This is a genomic window from Agarivorans sp. 2_MG-2023, assembly GCF_030548085.1.
In the GTDB taxonomy this organism is placed as follows: domain Bacteria; phylum Pseudomonadota; class Gammaproteobacteria; order Enterobacterales; family Celerinatantimonadaceae; genus Agarivorans.
In genome coordinates this window covers 175,862-191,244 of sequence record NZ_JAUORQ010000006.1, presented here as the reverse complement: position 1 = coordinate 191,244, position 15,383 = coordinate 175,862, and the positions used below count along the sequence as shown (strand labels likewise).

The window sequence follows — 15,383 nt, the reverse complement described above, 5'->3', positions numbered from 1 at the left end:
CTAAAAGCAGCGAACCTTGCAGCTCGCTGCCAACAAGTTTAGTGCTCGCGAGTCTGCATAAACTTAACGTCTGGGTAACGCTCTGTCGCTAAGTTTAGATTAACCATAGTGGGGGCTAAATAAGTTAAGTTATCGCCGCCATCTAAGGCTAGGTTGTCGTGCGCTTTCTTTTTAAACTCTTCAAACTTCTTAATATCGTTACCGCCACACCAACGCGCAGTGGCAATGCTAATACCTTCGTATACCGCTTCTACCTTGTATTCAGTACGCAGGCGATGCACAACCACATCAAACTGCAACACACCTACCGCACCAACGATTAAATCATTGTTACGCATAGGGCGGAATAACTGCACCGCGCCCTCTTCGGACAACTGAATCAAACCCTTAAGCAATTGCTTTTGCTTCAAAGGATCTTTTAGGCGAATACGGCGGAACATCTCAGGGGCAAAGTTTGGAATACCGGTAAACTTCATGGCCTGACCTTGAGTGAAGGTATCACCAATTTGAATAGTTCCGTGGTTATGCAAACCAATAATATCACCGGCAATCGCTTGCTCGGCAGCCGAACGGTCACCCGCCATAAAGGTAACAGCATCAGAAATGCTAACATCTTTACCTAAGCGAACATGGCGCATTTTCATGCCCTTGTTGTATTCACCCGATACGATACGCATAAATGCGATACGGTCACGGTGTTTAGGGTCCATGTTGGCTTGAATTTTAAATACAAAGCCTGAGAAACTATCGTCTGTAGCGCTTACTTCGCCAATATCGGTAGCACGCGGTTTAGGCGCGGGTGCCCAGTTAGTTAGACCTTCTAACATATGGTCTACACCAAAGTTACCCAATGCAGTACCAAAGTACACCGGCGTGAGTTCGCCACTTAAAAATAGCTCTTGGTCAAACTCGTTAGATGCCCCCATAACCAGCTCTAACTCTTCACGAAGTTGCTCGGTTAGCTCGTCTCCAATGGCGGCTTCTACTTCAGGGTTATCTAAGCCCTTAATAATTTTCTGCTCTTGAATGGTATGACCATGACCAGTTTGGTACAAAATCACTTCGTCTTTAAGCAAATGGTAAACACCTTTAAACAACTTACCACAGCCAATCGGCCACGTAATTGGCGCACAAAGTATGTTTAGCTCGCTTTCAACTTCGTCCATTACTTCCATTGGGTCACGAATATCGCGGTCCAATTTGTTCATAAAAGTCACAATGGGAGTATCACGTAAACGCGTTACTTCCATCAGCTTACGAGTACGATCTTCTACACCCTTGGCGGCGTCGATCACCATCAAACAAGAGTCAACGGCGGTTAATGTACGGTAGGTATCTTCCGAGAAGTCTTCGTGTCCGGGAGTATCTAACAGGTTTACCATGCAATCGTTAAACGGGAACTGCATCACTGAGGTCGTTACCGAGATGCCACGCTCTTTCTCCATTTCCATCCAGTCTGATTTTGCATGGGTAGCATTACCACGACCTTTAACAGTACCGGCTTTTTGGATGGCGTTTCCGAACAACAGTACTTTTTCAGTAATGGTGGTTTTACCCGCATCCGGGTGAGAGATAATCGCAAAGGTTCTTCTGCTGGCAATATCTTGCAAGAGTGAAGCGTTAGACATCGAGTTGATTCTTCTAATTTGGCAACGCAAGGATGCAGCAAAGCGGCAATAATGGCCGAAACAGCACAATCACCCAGCGTTTAGTTAATCGTAATTGGCGGGTATTTTCGCCGATCTAGCTTTGATAAACAATCAGCGGTTTTGTTGGTGGCGTTAAAAGGTATATAGAAAGAAAAAACTAACAGATATAACTCACTTATTAAGGGCTAATAGTAACTAACGAGGAAACCCAATAAACACATAGAAAAAACGATATCAGTATCGAGAAAGGCCTAATAGAATTTCACGCCATCGACTAAGCAAAAATAAGAATAATCCCCGTCAATATTCTTTACAGTTAGCAATTATTATCAATAAACTCAATAAATAAAGTCATACTGGCTAAGGGCTGAGCAATTTTGGTATAGTACTTGCCTATCACTGGTCGAACCATTTACATCAAGGAAGATCGAATTGAACCGCAAGCAAGTTTTATCCACCCTTAGTGGCTTACTGTTATCGTTTGTTAGCCATGCCACTATTATTGATTTTAATGAACTCGCTAACGGCGAAATAGTTAATGGCCAATACCAGCTAAGCCATGGCGTGAGCATTGATGCCACTAATCTACGTTTGGGGCAAAACAATTTGGCTGTCGCTTTTGATACCAGCTTAATCAATACCCAAGACCCAGACTTAGAATCACCTTTTAGCAATATTAATCAGCCCTCTTTAGGTATTGCTAACCCTGGTAATGTGCTGATTATTCATGAGAATCCAAACTCATGTAATGGCCTTATTTGTAGCAACCCAGATGATGAAGGTCGCCGCCCTGCCGGTTACTTCACCATTAATTTCTCTAGCGCGGTATTGTTAGAAAGCATCGACTTTTTTGATATTGAACTCGCAGAGAACGGTTATACACCACAAAACGCCATTCACTTGTTTGATGCTCAAAATAACGAGATTTTCCCTGCTGATTTTTACACCCCGCATACCGGCGGTGATAATACTTGGGATAGATTGAACTTTGATGTGGCCGAGGTGAGCTCTTTGCGTATTCACCTAAACGGTTCTGGTGCCATCGACAACATTAAGTTTTCGGTGCCTGAGCCCGGCAGCATTGCCTTGTTTGGTTTGGCGGTGTTTGGATTAGTAGCCCGACGCCTTAAGTGAGCGAGCCAAATCCAATAAAAAAGGCGCTAATCAGCGCCTTTTTTTAATCCCAACACACCCGTTACTAGGCTGGATTTACACTCGGTTTGATACGATAAAACAAAGCATACAATACCGGAACAATCACCAGGGTAAGCACAGTCGCAAAGCCTAAGCCAAACATAATGGTGACAGCCATTGAGCCGAAGAAGGCGTCAAACACGAGCGGAATCATACCCAAAATAGTGGTTAAGGCGGCCATACTTACTGGCCTTACCCGACTAATGGCACTGTCTACCACTGCTTGATAAGGGTCTTTGCCTGAATGGGTTTCTAAGTTGATTTGATCCATCAATACAATGCCATTTTTAAGCACCATACCGCTCAAACTCAATACCCCCAACAAAGCAGTAAAGCTGAAGGCAGAATTAGTTGAGAGTAAGCCAACCGCTACACCAATCACCGCTAGCGGTACCGTTAACCAAATAACAATAGGCTGACGAATGGAGTTGAACAAAAACACCGTAATGATGAACATGAACAAGTAACCCATTGGCAGTGAGCTAAACAAAGACTCTTGTGCGTCTTTAGATGACTCATACTCGCCGCCCCACTCCAAAGAGTAACCAACCGGTAAGTCTATAGCTTCTACTTTTGGTCTCACTCTCCCAAACAAGCTAGCTGCTGTTTCATCACCCAAAATATCGTGGTCAGCCAATACTGTTAGCGTTCGTTTACGATCTTGGCGCTGGATTAATGGTTCAACCCAATCTAGCGAAATATCGTCTACCACTTGCTGAATAGGCACATACGTTTGTAGTGCGGGGCTCCACAACTTAAGGTTTTGTACGGTAGAAAAATCAACCCGTTCATCAACCGGTAAGCGAACCACAATAGGCAGCATTTCGGTGCCGTCTCTAAACAAGCCAATCGCGCTGCCACCAAAGGCCATTTGCAGCGTATCGGCTAAATCTTGCTTGGAAATACCTAAACGGCGTGCTTGTGACTCGTTAAATTGAGGGAGCAAATCTTTGGTACGCTCTCGCCAATCGTGGCGAATATTTCTGGCACCAGGATCCGCACCTATAATATCTTCAACCTGAACAGCTAAATCACGCAATACCTGCGGATCGGGACCAATAATTCTAGCTTCAATTTTTGAGGCGGGTGAAGGCCCAATATCCATCAAGCGGAACTGGAAGCTCACTCTTTTAAACTTATCCCGTAAACTCACGTCTAAATCGCGCATTAGATCTAGCATCTGCTCGCGATCATTTACCCTAACTTGCAACTGCGCAAAGGCTTCATAGCTTTTTTCAGGGCTGTAAGTAAGGCTAAAACGCTGCAAACCTTGGCCAGTCGTTGAAGTAACAAACTCCACTTGGTCTTTCTCTAATAGGTAGCCTTCAACTTGTTGTACTTCTTTATAGGTTTCACGAATGTCAGTGCCTTCTGGCATCCACATGTCTACGTAAAACATAGGGGTATTTGACGGCGGGAAGAATGAGTTCTTCACTAAGCTAAAGCCGTAGAATGCCCCCGCTAACATGGCCAACATCAGCACAATGGTTAACATTCTAAAACGTAAACAGAATTTTAACAGGCGGCCAAACACCACAAACAACAACCCTTTGTAGGGGTCTTCGTTGCTTTGCTCTTGCTCGCCTGTTTTTGACGAAAGCAGCAAGTTTGCCAAGAACGGCGTAAGGGTAATGGCAGTGACCCAACTTAAAAATAGTGAGAAACATAAAACCCAGAAAAGTGAACCCATAAACTCACCAGTAGCGTCTGGCGACAAACCAATGGGGGCAAAAGCGATGATGGCGATAACCGTAGCACCCAATAATGGCCACTTAGTTTGCTCTACAATATCAACTGCTGCCTGCACTTTAGTACGGCCACGTTGCAAGCCAACCAATATGCCCTCGACCACCACAATGGCATTATCCACCAGCATCCCTAGGGCAATAATTAACGCGCCCAAAGAAATACGATGTAATTCCACATCGTAAATGCTCATCAAGATAAAGGTACCTAATACCGTGAGCAACAACACCGCGCCTATAATGACACCGCTGCGTAATCCCATAGTAAACAGCAGCACCACAATCACAATGCCAACCGCTTGCGCCAAGCTTAATACAAAGCCACTTACCGACTGATCAACTTCTTTTGCTTGGTTATATAGGGTGTGAATTTGCACACCTGCTGGCTTAATGTTTTCTAGTTCGGCTAAGCGCACATCCAGGGCTTCGCCTACTTTTACTACGTTTACCCCTTTTGAAAAGGCAATCCCTAAGTTTAGGGCTGGTTGACCGTTGTAATTCAGCAAATTACTTGGCACTTCTTGCACGTCTCTAGAAACGGTAGCCACGTCTTTTAAACGGATTAAATTACCGGTATCACGACCATGAATAATCAGGTTTTCAAAGGTTTCGATTGAGTTAAGTTCGCCACTTGGGCGTAGTTTTAGAGTTTGTGAATTTAAGGTAACTTCACCCGCACTAATCACCGCATTCTGCTGAGTCAATAAGCCCGCTATGGTGGTCATGTCGAGGTTAAGGGCTGAAACACGCTTTAGCGACATCTCTACATATAACTGCTCATTTTGGTCACCTGCTAAACTAATTTTACCAATACCTTCAACCAGCTCTAACTCGCGAGTCAGGTAATCGACATAACGTTTTAGCTCAACATACGAGTAGTTGTCTCCGGTGATCATTAACATCACACCGTAAACGTCACCAAAATCATCCATCACTTGAACGGGATTAACCCCCGGTGGCAACGACGGCTCCAAGTCGTTCACTTTACGGCGCAATTCATCCCAGATTTGAGGCAATTCATCAGAACCGTAGTCCATCTTCATGCTCACCATAATCTGCGATAAGCCTGCAGAAGAGGTAGAGGTGATCTTGTCGATATAAGGAAGCTGCCTAATCGCCTTTTCTAAAGGATAAGTTAACTCCTCTTCCACTTCAGTAGACGTAGCACCCGGATAAGAGGTAATCACCATGGCATCTTTTACGGTAAACGGTGGATCTTCCAAGCGGCCTAGTTCGCCAAACGACACTACGCCACCGACAGCAAGAATGACCAAAAACATCCAGCTAATGACTTTATTTTTTATTGAATACTCAGCAATGGTCACGCTTACTGCTCCTGCAAATTACTGTTAACTGCTCGGCCATTTCTTAAGCGAGCGAGGCTAGATACTATGATTTGATCACCTTGAGCTAAGCCTTCGCTAACCAATACACCTTCGGTATGAATTTGTGCCACTTGTACTTCCACTTTCTGAGCGAGACCTTCTATCACTTTCCATACATAAAACTGCTGGTCGCTGCTGCCAGGATCTATGGCTGTCATCGGTAAAAGGTAACCACTTTTGCCCACTAAACCTGCAGCGTCTAAATCTACAAACATGGTTACTGCAGTACCCGGCAATATGGCGGGCGAAACTTGTTTCATTCTCATCCATACTTCAAACGCTTGGGTTTCTGGGTTTGGTTCAGAGGTATGCTCCAAAAACGTTAGGGTGTGTAATTCGTTAGTACCTGCAAACCTTGCCTTTGGTTGATAGGTATAGTTACGTTCAGTGGGGTCAATTTGCGCTAATAAGTTATCGGGCAGCTGCAAACGCACGTAGACTAAATCATCTTGGTAAATCGATATCGCAGTTTCCCCCGGGGCCACATTTTCAAACGATTGCTTAGGCACCTCGGCCACTAAACCACTAAAGGGCGCCCGTAACTGGGTGTAGTTAAGTTGTGACTGCGCCAACTGGTAGTCAATGCCGGCCAATTTAAAGTTTGCTTCTAGCTCGTCGTACTCTTCTTGAGACAATAAGCTTTTACCCACTAAGCCTTGGGCCCGGTTTAACTGACGTTCGGCCAAACTAAAAGTGGCTTTAGCATCATTGACTTGTTGTTTGATTTTGCGATCGTCTAACTGTGCTAACAATTGGCCTTTGTTCACCTTTTGCCCAGGTTTAATCGACATAGCGGTAAGCTCGCCGGCAACTCGAAACGACAAAGGCGTTAGCTCCGCAGGCTCTACACGTGCGTTAAACTCGCGCTCTGGCTGAGCGGCAGACTCACTAATGGTGATAGTAATAACGTTTAAGCTTGGAATAGTTTGCACTTCTTGAGGCTCGCTACAGGCAACCAGCAGCAACAAAGAACTACCCAACGCTAAGGTTTTAACAGTAGTATTCATCATTAAATTCCTCCCTCGCGCTGCCACGGTCTAATAATTTGCCCGGCAGTTAAGGACTTTGCCCCAGCCGCTACAATACTGTCTCCAGCGCTAAGTCCATCAATGACTAAGCCTTGTAAATTTAGTTCCACAGTAACAGCCTCTACACGCATATTGTCTGGCGATACACGCCAAACCTGTGCCTGTTGTTCCTCTATATTGAAAAATGCACCTTTAGGTAAGGCTAAACCGTTATCTGATTCTGATTCATTACGCACATAAACCGCGCCCGACATACCCGGCAGTATGTTCAGGTGCTCGGGGCGAAGAATAGTTAAGGTGACCGAATAACTGTTGGTATCAGGATCTGGCTGAGTTGAAATTTCTTTAAAGCGAGCAGGAAGCTCTACACCTTTAAAGTTGCCTAAAGTGACCCACAATTTTGCTTCGCGTAATTGGGCTAAATCTAAACGCTCAGTAATGGTCACCGGGAGATTAAATACTAAATCTAATTGCTCTGTTCCCAATAGGCTCAGCACCGCTTGTTTAGCGCCTACATATTGGTATTGCTTGGCGTAGGTCAGTGATACTACGCCTGAGAAAGGTGCGTGTAATTTGCTGTAGGCTAAATCTGTGACGGCTTGGTCTAGGTTAGCTTCGGCTTCAGTGTAAGCCGTTTGCACCTGATCGTAGTTATCTTCAGAGATAAGCTTTTTTTCGAACAACTGCTCAGAACGATTGCGTCTAGCTTTCTGTAATTCAAATTGGGCTTGGCGTGCATCTACCGCTAGCTGAAAATCATGCGGATCCAAGCTCGCCAACAAGTCGCCTTTTTCAACAAACTCGCCCATGCGAACATTAAGCTGGTCAATTTCGCCCGATACTTGGAAAGCAAGCTGGGCTCGGTTAGTGGCTTGCACTTGAGCGACAAAGTTGTAGTCAACTGAGTTAAATGTTTCTGGCACAACCAGCAACTTTACCGGTTTCACAAGCTCGGTAACAGGCTCCGAATAGGCCGGCTCGCAGGCTTGTAAAAACATCATAAAAATACTGACTAGACCAAGGCGTTGCCATACGACTCGGTGGCTTAAACACGTTCTCATTAATTACTCCAATTGAACAAACAGTCAACTATGCTTTCCAGGCGGAAAGTATATTGGGCAATTCTTGTTCTAGCAAGTTTTACTTTCCACCTGGAAAGTAAAAATCATGTTAGACTACGCCCTAGTTCAGTGCAGACTGATTAACTTGAATGAAGTAATTGTAGAAGATGATTGAAAAACGCACAGGTAGACAAACAGCAAAAGCGGCTGAAGAAACCCGCCAAGAAATTTTAGTTGCCGCCGCAGATCTATTCAGTGACAAGGGTTACGCTGCTGTTTCTTTGCGAGCCATTAGCGAACAAGCAGGTGTATCTCATACCCTTATTCGTCATCACTTTGGCTCAAAGTTACAAATTTGGCAGCATATATGTGATTGTATGCACCAGCATTTTCAAGACTACACTAATCAACTTGTTGCAGAACAAGCCAAGGATTTATCAAGTCGTCATAAGTTGTTTGATCTACTTATTCGTTTGTTAGCGAAGCTACAAGTAGATTCCAGACCCATTCGTTTGCTGCACGATGCAGTGAACAATGAGCAAGAGCTGTTTGAATATTTTTTAGAAGAAGAAGCCCAAGTTCGCGATATCATTGATAACTTGGTTAAAGAGTGCCATCAGCAAGGTTATTTAATCCATTTCAATATTGGCGAACTAAAATGGTTGCTGACTGTTTTTGCCACTTCCTCCGCAACGCTTGCACCAATACTCGCCAAGCCTTACCCTGGTAAAACCGATGAGTATTGCCAGCTAAAAAGTTGGCAAATGTTCAGTCGCTTGCTAGCCAGTCAGCTAGAGATAGCTGAGCATGATATTCCTCAACCCAAACACTTAAGCGAACTGGTCATTGCAACACCGCCCTGCAGCTTTAGTATGGTTGACGAAACCCAAGACTAGGCTCACGTTGTCATCGTGAGCCTCAAAGCTTGCTTTACTACACCTGAGCACTAGCCATATTGTTGCGATGTAAATAAACATTCAATAGTGACAAAAACAAAATAACCAAGGTTAAGCTAGGCGGTTTAGAAGCCAAAGGCAGCACTTCTGCTGGCACCATCGGATGCAAATGAACATATACCGCCACTAGCATGATTACCACAATGGCTAGATTTGCTAAGTAAAAGAGCTTTTCAGCAAACCATTGGGGTACCTTACGCCCAGCAATAAGCAGAACTAACAAGCTCAAGCCCACCGAAATTTCGCCCAACTGCCCAGCCCATTTTGACAACTCAGGAAAAGGTAATTCACTAAGGGCTATTTGGCTGGCAAACATGCTGGTGAATGGTTCGAAGAATTTCACCGTTCCGCCCATCAGTAAAAAGCCACCTAGAAAGCCAGTTAATACTTTTTCAGACTTTTCCGCGCCGGTTAATCTAGCGCCACGAAGCTGACTAAATCCTAGAACGGTTAATACCAGTACCGCTGAAATAAACAGTAACTCAGTGAGTAATTGTGGATTCATCATTCACACCTTTATTAGTCATGTGCCATTACGCTTGAGCAGGTTTAGGCGCCACCAGCAACTTGGTAACCAACAGGCGAATAGTGCTTACCGCCACCAAGATAAAGGGAATGGCTAGCGGTACACTGGTTTTCACAGACTTAATCCAAACCTCATAGAAGGCTGCGCCTTCAGGCAAAGTAGCCAACAACAGCACCGCAGGCATGCCCAACAACATGGTTGGCAACATAAACGCGAACATTACTGGCAAGGTGTATTTGTGAGGGATTTTTTTCATGGTGGTTCTCTGTTTGACTCAATAATGGTGCTAGCTTACTCTCATCACTAGCATACAAAAACAACCAACATTAAAAGCTAAGCGTGCAAATATGAAAGCTAAAGACATGTCGAATCTGTATTGGTTTTGTCAATCGGTAGAATACGGCGGTTTTGCCGCGGCAAGTTTACAGCACAAGGTATCAGCACCCACACTGTCACGCGCGGTTGCGCAGCTAGAAGCGCAATTAGGTGAAAAGCTATTGCACCGTAACGCCAAGCTGTTTCAGTTAACCACTTCCGGCAACGAATACTATCAACGTTTTGCTCCACTCTTTAAACAATTAGACGAGCAATGGCTGCAACTATCGAATAGCCAAACCAGTTTAACCGGCGATATCTTAGTATCTTGCCCAGAACCCTTTGCCGATTACTTTTTGCAACAGATTGCCATCGAGTTTATGAGCACGCATCCCGGTGTAAACATTCACATTAAGTTTGCTTCCGATACCGAGCGTTTTTTTGATGACCAGATTGATTTAGCGGTAACCACCCTGCCCGCGACAGCCTCTGATTTAGTGCAGCGAAAGCTATTTGATTCCCAGCTCTGCTTGTTAGCGTCCCCAAATTACTTAGCGAAACACGGCCACCCAAGCTCGGTTGAAGATTTATTGCAGCACAACTTATTAGCTGGCAATACAATGAAACATTGGGAATTTAAACAAGATGGTAAAACCCAGCAGATCCCGCTCAATCCTAAGTATTCCATTAATAGCTTAAGGCTAACTATTCAAGCTGCGTGTTCTGGCGTGGGCATTTGTTTGATACCCAGTACCACTGCATCCCAGTTTATTGAGCAAGGAAAGCTTGAGCTGTTATTAAGTGAAGCGGAGTGCCAAGGTGGCACTACCTACATTGTATGGGCAGACCGCAAACTGGTGCCAAGTCGAGTAACAGCATTTAGAGAAATGATATTTGAAAGAATGCGCCAACCTTTAGGTTTCTTAGCAGCAATTAGTCCTCAAAGCTGAAATGTTAGGTGAGCAAAAACTAACTACTGATCACGACAATTCTAGTTGGAAACTCGGATTAACAACGAAACGCTTTCCTGGACAAAAGTTTGTTAGTGATAATAGTCAGTAACAAGACGGAATTGCTCGGATTGGACAATCTTTTACCATAGAATGGGCTAGGCCTTACCACAATCAAATACCTGCTTTTCTACATGGTTGTCATTTCCGACTCAAGTATTTTCGAAGAGAGAATACACAGAGCCAAAACTTCATCGATTACTGCCTCATCGTAATCGAGTTGAACACACGAACTATCAGATGTCAGCTCGCCAACGACTACATTATCTAGATATAACTTTTTCTTATGAAACTCAAACCCTATATCTAGTGTAATGTCCCCTAGGAACTCCCACCTTTTTCGCTTGCACTCGATTCGCATACTACCGAAATCTATATATCTATAACCCACTCTGGCTACAACATCGCCTTTACTAATCACTAGGATGGACGCGCGGCTCTCTAGTGACCAAAATACTTCCAGCTCAGAGGTGTGAATACCATCTATAACCAGCTGTCGCTTATAGCGTTTCTCACTAGTAAACAACGTTCTAAACCAATCCAACCCAGAGGATGGCTTGAGAGTTTTGAGGTCTTGCTTGAACTGCCTTTGCGGCCAACATTTAATACTGACTTTGTTCTTTATCATCCGAAGCCTAACGCTGTTTTAAGCTGCGATTTACGGTTGTCTAAAATCGCGAAACGATGGGAAATTGTCTGCTCGAAAATTCTTGTGTACGCCCTGCATGGGCATGAACTAATGAGGTGAAAGTCCTCTGTAGAAAGGTCACCACCTAATAACATTTTGATTATTAAACGCTAACTTCTAGCGTATGGCAAGAACGTTACCCCAAGGACATGTCTGAAGGAAGCCGCTAGCAGCTCTGCGAGCTGAACAAGAGCATCATATTAGGCGTAGGCTGGAGACGAGTTGGCACAAGATAACGAAGCCACGTGATCTAACAGCCACTGTAAATGATGCAACAAAGTAAGTGTTTTGCACAGAAAGAGAAAAGCGAAGGGTGAATAGGTTTATTCCTGTTGCTGCTACAACACGTAATGGGGCAGAAACGTGTTACCAAACAAAAAAGCGAGCCCACTTTCGTTGCGCTCGCTTTCGTCATTTTAGTCCGAATTCAGTTGCCAACTAGAATTGTCGTGATCAACTATTTTTGTTCGCTAAGTTTTAGCCAATCCAATTTATGCACAATATAGAAGCTGCCCACCACATACAAACCCACCATAGACAGTTGAAAGATCCTCCCATAAAACTTAGTGCTCGCTAATCCACCATCGGTGCCAATGGTGCTGGCTAATACTATGATAAAAGCCGACAAGCCTGCCGCTACAATGGCGCCTTTAGGGTGCAAATAAATGGCTTGGGCAATAAGCATGAAAATAAGGGTTATCAGCAAGCTTAAAAATAATAAGTGCGGCACCGCTTCTAATAGATTAAATGCCAGCAAAGCAATTAAACCGCCAACGATATTGGTAAATACAATACCTAAGCTGGCTTTTGCCCCCTTGGTTAGCTCCGGATTCTGCGCCAAAATAGCGACAAAAATCACCACCAATAAATCAGATAATTTGTGAAAAGCAAAAAAGTACACCAGTAACGGCAAGAGCACCACAGTACTGACTATTGCTTTACGAATAGCGAATTGTTGGCTTAACTCTGTGACCGGTGGCACTGGAGGCTTTTGGTGAAAATCATCATCAGACGGAATCAACCAATGCACCAAGACCACAATCAATAAAGCTAATACAAACGCCACCATAAAGTCGAATACAAAGCCTGATGCAGCAGCTCTACTCACACTGGCAAGCATCGGCAACGCAATCAAGGCCACCAACAGGAACAGCACCACTAACTCGTTCATTCCAGTGTTGGCGCGATAAAACACAAAGAACAAACACCAAGCTAAAATAATGAATAGCAATAAAGGATAAGGCTGAGCAATGAGTACTACGCCTAAGCCCACAGCAAAACAACTGAGTACCGCCAAGGCTAAGGTTTTTACCATCTTTAAATTAAGCGGTGGTTTGCCCGGCAACAACAGCTGAACAACAAATAGTGCGGTCACATAAGACATGCCCCATTCTAGTGTCACAGCGAGTACAAACATCAAGCTACTAACGAGGCTAAAACGCAGCATATGCCGCTTTAACGAAGCGCTTGGGGTAAGCAAAGTGGCCTCACTAGTAGACATAAGACAGCCAGCTTTTCACCCGCAGAGAGATTTTAGCTAAAACCTTCATAAGTGTGGTGCCTTCGGTGTGAATCGTCACATCAGCTTGCGCGCCAATTCGGCGTAAGCCATAGGCTGAATCATCACTAAACTTGATGATTACCGGGAAACGTTGCGGGTCACGCAACCAACCTGCGGTTTGCGGAATAGACGGTAACACCCCCAGATTATTAGACTGACCAAAGTTAACTGCAAAGCCAATCGATACCACTTCTCCTTTAAAGATCTTGCCAGGGGCAACATCTAAGGCAATTTCAACGGGGTCACCATTTTTTACATTAGCGATATTGTTTTCACGCATGTAGGCCTCAACCCACACATCTTTGGTGGTCACAAAAGTCATAATCGGCTGACCTTTGTTGGCGTAATATCCGGCTTCTAGTTGCAGGTTTGTTACCCCGCCATCACTGGGTGCCAAAATCACCGTTTTACTTAAATCTAAGCGCGCTTTGCCTAGCTTAGCTAAGGCAGACTGCAATTTAGGGTTGTCGTCGCCACTTACCCCTAAGCTTTGTTTGGCTTGTTCTAGTTCAGCGGTCGCCTTCGCTACGGTTGCTTTGGCTTTTGCCACATCGTTTCTAGCGCGGTCAATATTTTGCTGAGGAACCACATTTTTATCTTCTACCGCAAACAAACGATTGGCATCGGTAAGAATCGATTGATAAGATGTATTGGCTTCTAATAAGCGGGCTTGCGCGGCAGAAACACCCGCAGTACCAGCACCTATTTCTTGCCCAGCAAGCTCTAGAGCAGCCTCTGCTTGTTGTACCGCAAGTACATATTCTTCTTCAGCCACCTTAGCCAAAGGTTGGCCTTTTTTAACCAACTGATTGTTGGTCACACTCACGTTCACCAACTTGCCCGATACCGAGGCAGCCACTGGCACCACAAAACCAAATACTCGCGCATTGTCGGTGGTGGGTGTCACTCGGTCTCCCACCACGTAAATAATAAAAACTAAAATACATAGCAGCAAAACAACTAATGAGCTTTTACGCAAAGGGTTAACTGGAGGGTTTGTTTCTACTGGATTTTCTTCCGACATCTTGTTTCTCTTACATCTAACAGGAAAAAATTAGCTAGCCTAAGCTAGCCAATAATATGCAGTTACTCTGTTGGTTCTACTTCACTGTTTAACTCAAGCCAAGCCATCAACAAGCGATAACTTACCGCAAGAATAACAGCACCTAAGAACAAGCCCACAAAACCAGACATAATCATACCGCCTAGAGAGCCCAGTAAAATCACCAACATCGGAACATCTACGCCTCGGCCCAGCAATAATGGCTTCAGTACATTCTCACTAAAACCTGCTAATATGCTCCAAACAGCAAACAAGCTTGCCACCAAGGTAGATTCGTTATTAAACACATACACCACCAACGGCAATACCACGAGTACCGGAGGCAACTGTGCAATAGCTAATACTAATACCAATACCGACCAAACAGCCGCGCCTGGTACACCTACCGCAAAGAAACCAATCGATAATAACGTCGCCTGAATAACCGCCACGCCTAATACGCCTTTAGCAACGCTTTGAATGGTATTGCTGGCCAAATTAGTAAGATAAGGGCCATTTTTACCGGCCAGTGCTTTAGCTAACAAGGTAGCACCATGCACCGACTTTTCACCATTGGCCATGAATACACCCGCAATGATGACCGAGAAACAAAACATTAATAACCCGCCCATTAAGCCACCAGCAACACCAATAACTTTACCTGCAATATCTCCGACCTCGCTGGCATAAGTGGTTAAATAACGCTGTAAATCGCTGGCAGCTAAAGACCACTGAGCATGCAAGGTTTCGCCCACTAATGGCCAATTTTTGATGGCGTTTGAAGGAGGAGGGATTTCAAAAGAACCTTGCTGAATCTGCTTACCGAGTGCTGCTACGCTGTCTATCGCCGCTGTGGTTATTTTCACCCCAGGTATGAGGATAATCGCCAGGGCAATCAATACCATAATACTGGCAGCTACTCCGCCCTTGCCCACTAGTTTTTTCAGTTTGAGATAAAGCGGGTTTAAAGCTACCGCCAAAATCATTGCCCATACTACCGGGGTAACAAATGGTCGCACAATATCGAAACACCACGCGGCTAATACAAACAATAAACCAATCTTAATCGCGGCTTCTACTGCACCGCGTTCAAATCCTTTTTGATCCAACATATCCATGTTCTCTAAGTGAAGTTACGCATCCTAACTAAACCTACAACCCTGTGATTTAGCCTGCTTCAATGAGTATAGAGAATATGCCAAGCAATTGTTTAATTTATTAAA

12 protein-coding genes are annotated in these 15,383 nt (G+C 44.5%); 3 read left to right on the top strand and 9 right to left on the bottom strand.

The window, feature by feature from the left end; all coding sequences use genetic code 11:
- Positions 1-38 precede the first annotated feature (38 nt).
- Entirely contained in the window at positions 39-1,628 is a 1,590-nt protein-coding gene (prfC, locus tag Q4549_RS11065; RefSeq protein WP_303551571.1) for a peptide chain release factor 3, read from the bottom strand.
- 453 nt (positions 1,629-2,081) lie between these two features.
- Between prfC and Q4549_RS11060 the strand changes: the two genes are divergently transcribed.
- Positions 2,082-2,783: a PEP-CTERM sorting domain-containing protein gene (locus Q4549_RS11060; RefSeq protein WP_303551574.1), complete on the top strand. Its 702-nt coding sequence runs from the start codon at positions 2,082-2,084 to the stop codon at positions 2,781-2,783.
- A 64-nt stretch (positions 2,784-2,847) separates the two neighbouring features.
- On the opposite strand, the gene Q4549_RS11055 is transcribed toward Q4549_RS11060, so the two are convergent.
- The 3 genes from Q4549_RS11055 to Q4549_RS11045 are packed head-to-tail and all read right to left on the bottom strand — an operon-like array spanning position 2,848 to position 8,062.
- Positions 2,848-5,913: an efflux RND transporter permease subunit gene (locus Q4549_RS11055; RefSeq protein WP_303551577.1), complete on the bottom strand. Its 3,066-nt coding sequence runs from the start codon at positions 5,911-5,913 to the stop codon at positions 2,848-2,850.
- A gap of 2 nt (positions 5,914-5,915) precedes the next feature.
- Positions 5,916-6,983, bottom strand: coding sequence for an efflux RND transporter periplasmic adaptor subunit (locus Q4549_RS11050; protein ID WP_303551579.1), 1,068 nt, complete (start codon positions 6,981-6,983; stop codon positions 5,916-5,918).
- Entirely contained in the window at positions 6,983-8,062 is a 1,080-nt protein-coding gene (locus tag Q4549_RS11045) for an efflux RND transporter periplasmic adaptor subunit (protein ID WP_303551583.1), read from the bottom strand. Before Q4549_RS11045 ends, Q4549_RS11050 begins: the two co-directional genes overlap by 1 nt.
- A 167-nt stretch (positions 8,063-8,229) precedes the next feature.
- Here Q4549_RS11045 and Q4549_RS11040 point away from each other — a divergent pair, with 167 nt between their 5' ends.
- On the top strand, positions 8,230-8,958 hold the full coding sequence (locus tag Q4549_RS11040; RefSeq protein WP_303551586.1) for a TetR/AcrR family transcriptional regulator: 729 nt from the start codon (positions 8,230-8,232) through the stop codon (positions 8,956-8,958).
- A 37-nt stretch (positions 8,959-8,995) separates the two neighbouring features.
- Here the strand turns inward: Q4549_RS11040 and Q4549_RS11035 are convergent, their stop codons facing one another.
- Both Q4549_RS11035 and Q4549_RS11030 read right to left on the bottom strand, forming a co-directional pair.
- Entirely contained in the window at positions 8,996-9,526 is a 531-nt protein-coding gene (locus Q4549_RS11035; protein ID WP_303551588.1) for a hypothetical protein, read from the bottom strand.
- A 25-nt stretch (positions 9,527-9,551) separates the two neighbouring features.
- Positions 9,552-9,800: a DUF2798 domain-containing protein gene (locus Q4549_RS11030; protein WP_303551591.1), complete on the bottom strand. Its 249-nt coding sequence runs from the start codon at positions 9,798-9,800 to the stop codon at positions 9,552-9,554.
- 91 nt (positions 9,801-9,891) lie between these two features.
- Between Q4549_RS11030 and Q4549_RS11025 the strand changes: the two genes are divergently transcribed.
- Positions 9,892-10,809, top strand: coding sequence for a LysR family transcriptional regulator (locus Q4549_RS11025; protein WP_303551594.1), 918 nt, complete (start codon positions 9,892-9,894; stop codon positions 10,807-10,809).
- A 1,205-nt stretch (positions 10,810-12,014) separates the two neighbouring features.
- Here Q4549_RS11025 and Q4549_RS11020 read toward each other — a convergent pair.
- From Q4549_RS11020 to Q4549_RS11010, 3 genes are all read right to left on the bottom strand, one after another.
- The gene (locus tag Q4549_RS11020; RefSeq protein WP_303551597.1) at positions 12,015-13,058 is read right to left on the bottom strand and encodes a DUF2955 domain-containing protein; all 1,044 of its coding nucleotides are present in this window, start codon (positions 13,056-13,058) and stop codon (positions 12,015-12,017) included.
- Positions 13,048-14,142, bottom strand: a complete 1,095-nt coding sequence (locus tag Q4549_RS11015; protein WP_303551600.1) for an HlyD family secretion protein — start codon at positions 14,140-14,142, stop codon at positions 13,048-13,050. Before Q4549_RS11015 ends, Q4549_RS11020 begins: the two co-directional genes overlap by 11 nt.
- A 62-nt stretch (positions 14,143-14,204) precedes the next feature.
- A complete protein-coding gene (locus tag Q4549_RS11010; protein ID WP_303551602.1) occupies positions 14,205-15,272 on the bottom strand; it encodes an AI-2E family transporter in 1,068 nt (355 codons plus the stop codon).
- Positions 15,273-15,383: the final 111 nt, after the last annotated feature.

Bases quoted from the DNA above. Each gene is read 5' to 3' on its own strand.
- prfC (WP_303551571.1), bottom strand. From the start codon at position 1,628: ATGTCTAACGCTTCACTCTTGCAAGATATTGCCAGCAGAAGAACCTTT.
- Q4549_RS11050 (WP_303551579.1), bottom strand. From the start codon at position 6,983: ATGATGAATACTACTGTTAAAACCTTAGCGTTGGGTAGTTCTTTGTTG.
- Q4549_RS11045 (WP_303551583.1), bottom strand. From the start codon at position 8,062: ATGAGAACGTGTTTAAGCCACCGAGTCGTATGGCAACGCCTTGGTCTA.
- Q4549_RS11040 (WP_303551586.1), top strand. From the start codon at position 8,230: ATGATTGAAAAACGCACAGGTAGACAAACAGCAAAAGCGGCTGAAGAA.
- Q4549_RS11035 (WP_303551588.1), bottom strand. From the start codon at position 9,526: ATGATGAATCCACAATTACTCACTGAGTTACTGTTTATTTCAGCGGTA.
- Q4549_RS11030 (WP_303551591.1), bottom strand. From the start codon at position 9,800: ATGAAAAAAATCCCTCACAAATACACCTTGCCAGTAATGTTCGCGTTT.
- Q4549_RS11025 (WP_303551594.1), top strand. From the start codon at position 9,892: ATGAAAGCTAAAGACATGTCGAATCTGTATTGGTTTTGTCAATCGGTA.
- Q4549_RS11020 (WP_303551597.1), bottom strand. From the start codon at position 13,058: ATGTCTACTAGTGAGGCCACTTTGCTTACCCCAAGCGCTTCGTTAAAG.
- Q4549_RS11015 (WP_303551600.1), bottom strand. From the start codon at position 14,142: ATGTCGGAAGAAAATCCAGTAGAAACAAACCCTCCAGTTAACCCTTTG.
- Q4549_RS11010 (WP_303551602.1), bottom strand. From the start codon at position 15,272: ATGTTGGATCAAAAAGGATTTGAACGCGGTGCAGTAGAAGCCGCGATT.